General features: G+C 38.1%; 4 protein-coding genes and 2 pseudogenes. 2 read left to right on the top strand and 4 right to left on the bottom strand.

All coding sequences use genetic code 11. The annotated features are described in order from the left end of the window. From RTW80_RS23380 to RTW80_RS23370, 3 genes are all read right to left on the bottom strand, one after another. On the bottom strand, positions 1-422 hold a 422-nt coding region (locus RTW80_RS23380; protein WP_312720434.1), incomplete at its 3' end, for a winged helix-turn-helix domain-containing protein. Between the two features lie 7 nt (positions 423-429). Beyond that, complete coding sequence (locus RTW80_RS23375) at positions 430-816, bottom strand: hypothetical protein (RefSeq protein ID WP_000460653.1); 387 nt, start codon at positions 814-816, stop codon at positions 430-432. Further along, the gene (locus RTW80_RS23370; RefSeq protein WP_000562367.1) at positions 809-1,129 is read right to left on the bottom strand and encodes an antibiotic biosynthesis monooxygenase family protein; all 321 of its coding nucleotides are present in this window, start codon (positions 1,127-1,129) and stop codon (positions 809-811) included. Before RTW80_RS23370 ends, RTW80_RS23375 begins: the two co-directional genes overlap by 8 nt. 443 nt (positions 1,130-1,572) lie before the next feature. Between RTW80_RS23370 and gltS the strand changes: the two genes are divergently transcribed. After that, positions 1,573-2,778, top strand: coding sequence for a sodium/glutamate symporter (gltS, locus tag RTW80_RS23365; RefSeq protein WP_097761999.1), 1,206 nt, complete (start codon positions 1,573-1,575; stop codon positions 2,776-2,778). 230 nt (positions 2,779-3,008) lie between these two features. Further along, positions 3,009-3,128, top strand: a pseudogene (locus RTW80_RS23360) (LysR family transcriptional regulator); the annotation flags it as partial. A gap of 15 nt (positions 3,129-3,143) precedes the next feature. Here the strand turns inward: RTW80_RS23360 and RTW80_RS23355 are convergent. Further along, a pseudogene (locus RTW80_RS23355) lies at positions 3,144-3,288 on the bottom strand (IS4 family transposase); the annotation flags it as partial.

Here is a 3,288-nt window from a genome sequence, read left to right as displayed (position 1 = left end):
ATCCATTGCTGTTGACAAAGGGAATCATAGATCTTAACGGCAACTTCGCCAGCTAAATGATCATAGCAAGTACGTGCTTTTCGTAAATGCACTGGCGTGGAAACTTTGGCATGTACGCCATGGTTTAAGGAGATCCCCATCATACTTTCCATCAATTCAGCAATATCTTTTCCTGCTAGCCGAAAATAACGATGCTTGCCTTGAGCTACTACTGTGATTAGCTGGCAATCTAATAATTTAGATAAATGACTGCTCGCCGTTGAAGCTGATATATTCGCCACAGAACTTAGCTCAGTGGCCGTCCAAGCTCGCCCATCCATCAAAGCACTGAGTATTTTAACTCGTGAAATGTCAGACATAGCCGCCCCTATCGCGGCTATTGAGGACTCAAAGGTAACCTCTTTTCGTATTAAATTAGCCATCGCAAGTTCACTTTATTGCCCAAGGGAGCGTAACAGATGCAGCCATACTATCATTGTCCGTTATTAATATCAGTTGGTTAGCATGGTCACTGTATTGCACTAAAATATTAATGTTATTCTCCGCCAATACTCGTGCTATTTCGCCAAGTTCCCCCGGTTTTTCCTGTTTTAACTTACGAATTAATGGTGTCCGGATCGCAAGTACTAACAGTCCAGCTTGCTCTAGCGCTATTTTAGCTTCCTTTCCTTGTTCAACAAGAAAATGAGCATGGCATTCATCACCAACCGTAAATATCCCTCCCCCTTCCAATCCAATACCTTTATTACTTAATGTTTTTCCTAGTAATGCTAATTGTCCTATTTGATTATCTAAAACAACGTGAACATCAAACATTATCCTTGTCCTTTTTAAATGAATATTCGCGAGTAATATGAGCAATACTAATTTTGTAAAAATCAAATATTGACTCTCGCCCTTCTTGTTGAGCTTTCGCATGTAAAACATGATTTTTCCATTGCAGAACTGCGTATTCGTTTTCCCACCAAAATAGCGATAACATTTTTCCTTCTGTAGCTAGACTTTGAAAACGTTCAATTGAAATAAAACCAGCTACATGACTTAATAGTGGTCTTAACTCCTCAGCTAAAGTCAAATAGCGAGTTTGTTGGTCGGGTTGTATTTGCACCTCAAATATTACAGCAATCATATTTTTCTCCGTTATTAATCAACAAACAGAGTAATCCACCCGAAAATTAACACTTCGATAAGCAACGAAATATAGAAAGGTCATGCTGCTGTTTTATGTTGTATATCACACTTCTTTAAATTGCTCGGCCTGCGCTTATCATGTTCTCCTTCTCTTATAATTTTGTTTATTATTTATACTTTTTTATTTTTTGCTATCACCGAAAATAGTGCGGATCCCGCATGGTATTTAGGTTTACCCATCATTAAATACCATTGTTGTTATTTTAATCTTTTTAATATTTCATGATTAAGATCACACTAAAATTATGACCCTATTAACTAAAAGTTATGGATACCCTAATAAAACTCATTGTTAAAGATTAGTTAACCAAAGTAACTTCATTTTTCACTATTGTTAAATTGTTATAGTGAAAATTCTGGTAAACTAATAGAGGTAAAAAAATGATCCTAGATGCCAGTTATACATTATTAGTCGCATGTATCGCGCTACTCATAGGAATGTTTGTCGTAAAATTTACCCCGTTCCTACAAAAAAACCACATACCAGAAGCCGTCGTTGGTGGCTTTATTGTTGCAATTGTTCTGTTAATTATTGATAAAACATCAGGTTATTCGTTTACTTTTGATGCTTCATTGCAAAGTTTATTAATGCTCACATTCTTTTCCTCTATCGGGCTAAGTTCTGACTTTTCTCGACTGATTAAAGGAGGAAAGCCGTTAGTTCTATTAACTATTGCAGTAACGATCCTAATCGCCATTCAAAATACTGTCGGCATGAGTATGGCTGTCATGATGAATGAAAGTCCATTTATTGGCTTAATTGCAGGTTCAATTACTCTAACAGGTGGTCATGGTAATGCCGGAGCATGGGGCCCTATTCTCGCTGATAAATATGGTGTAACAGGCGCCGTTGAATTAGCGATGGCTTGTGCAACACTTGGATTAGTGTTGGGTGGTTTAGTTGGCGGCCCTGTTGCCCGTCATCTTTTGAAAAAGGTCTCTATTCCTAAAACAACCGAGCAAGAGCGCGACACTATCGTTGAAGCTTTTGAGCAACCAAGCGTCAAAAGAAAAATCAATGCAAATAACGTTATTGAAACCATTTCAATGCTGATTATCTGTATTGTTGTTGGTGGCTATATCAGTGCATTGTTTAAAGATACTTTTCTGCAACTGCCTACTTTTGTCTGGTGTTTATTTGTCGGTATTATTATCCGTAATACACTGACTCATGTATTTAAACACGAAGTGTTTGAGCCGACCGTCGATGTATTAGGTAGCGTTGCTTTATCGCTTTTCTTGGCAATGGCGTTAATGTCATTAAAATTTGGTCAATTGGCAAGCATGGCAGGGCCAGTATTAATTATCATTGCTGTACAAACTGTTGTCATGGTGCTATTTGCCTGCTTTGTCACCTTCAAAATGATGGGCAAAGATTATGATGCTGTCGTGATCAGCGCGGGTCACTGTGGCTTTGGTATGGGAGCAACACCAACAGCAATTGCGAATATGCAAACAGTCACAAAAGCATTTGGACCATCACATAAAGCTTTCCTTGTCGTTCCTATGGTCGGTGCCTTTATTTTTGATATTTCAAACAGTATCTTAATTAAAATATTTATTGAAATTGGTACATACTTTACCTAATAGCTACACACTACTCGGCGTACTTCTCCTAACAATTTATTATAGGGCAGTATGCCGAGCCGCTTTCTTACCCCGTATATTCCCCTAGTCAATCTATTTAGCTTGCACGTTTACGAATTAATTCTCGTGACAACTAAACCAAAATTTGAATTATGACGAGTATATCTGATTATTTATACTTTATTCGTTAGAATAGTCCGTAGAAATAAATAATCAGTAGGCTACATGGAATGAAATTAAGACATCTCGATATCTTTTATGCTGTAATGACTTGTGGTTCCTTAACGCGTGCGGCTGAAGTTTTACATATTTCTCAACCCGCGGCGAGTAAAGCACTCAAACATGCTGAGCACTGAGAGATCCCCTCATAATTTCCCCAAAACGTAACCATGTGTGAATAGATTTTGAGTAAGCAGGGTTGCAGCCACGAGTGAGTCTTCCCTTGTTATTGTGTAGCCAGAATGCCGCAAAACTTCCATGCCTAAGCGAACTGTTGAGAGTACGTTTCGA

The sequence above is a fragment of the Escherichia sp. AM3 genome (assembly GCF_032029835.1).
GTDB classification, from domain to species: domain Bacteria; phylum Pseudomonadota; class Gammaproteobacteria; order Enterobacterales; family Enterobacteriaceae; genus Escherichia; species Escherichia coli.
The sequence above is the reverse complement of the archived record's forward strand: the minus strand, read 5'-3'. Positions and strand labels throughout refer to the sequence as shown.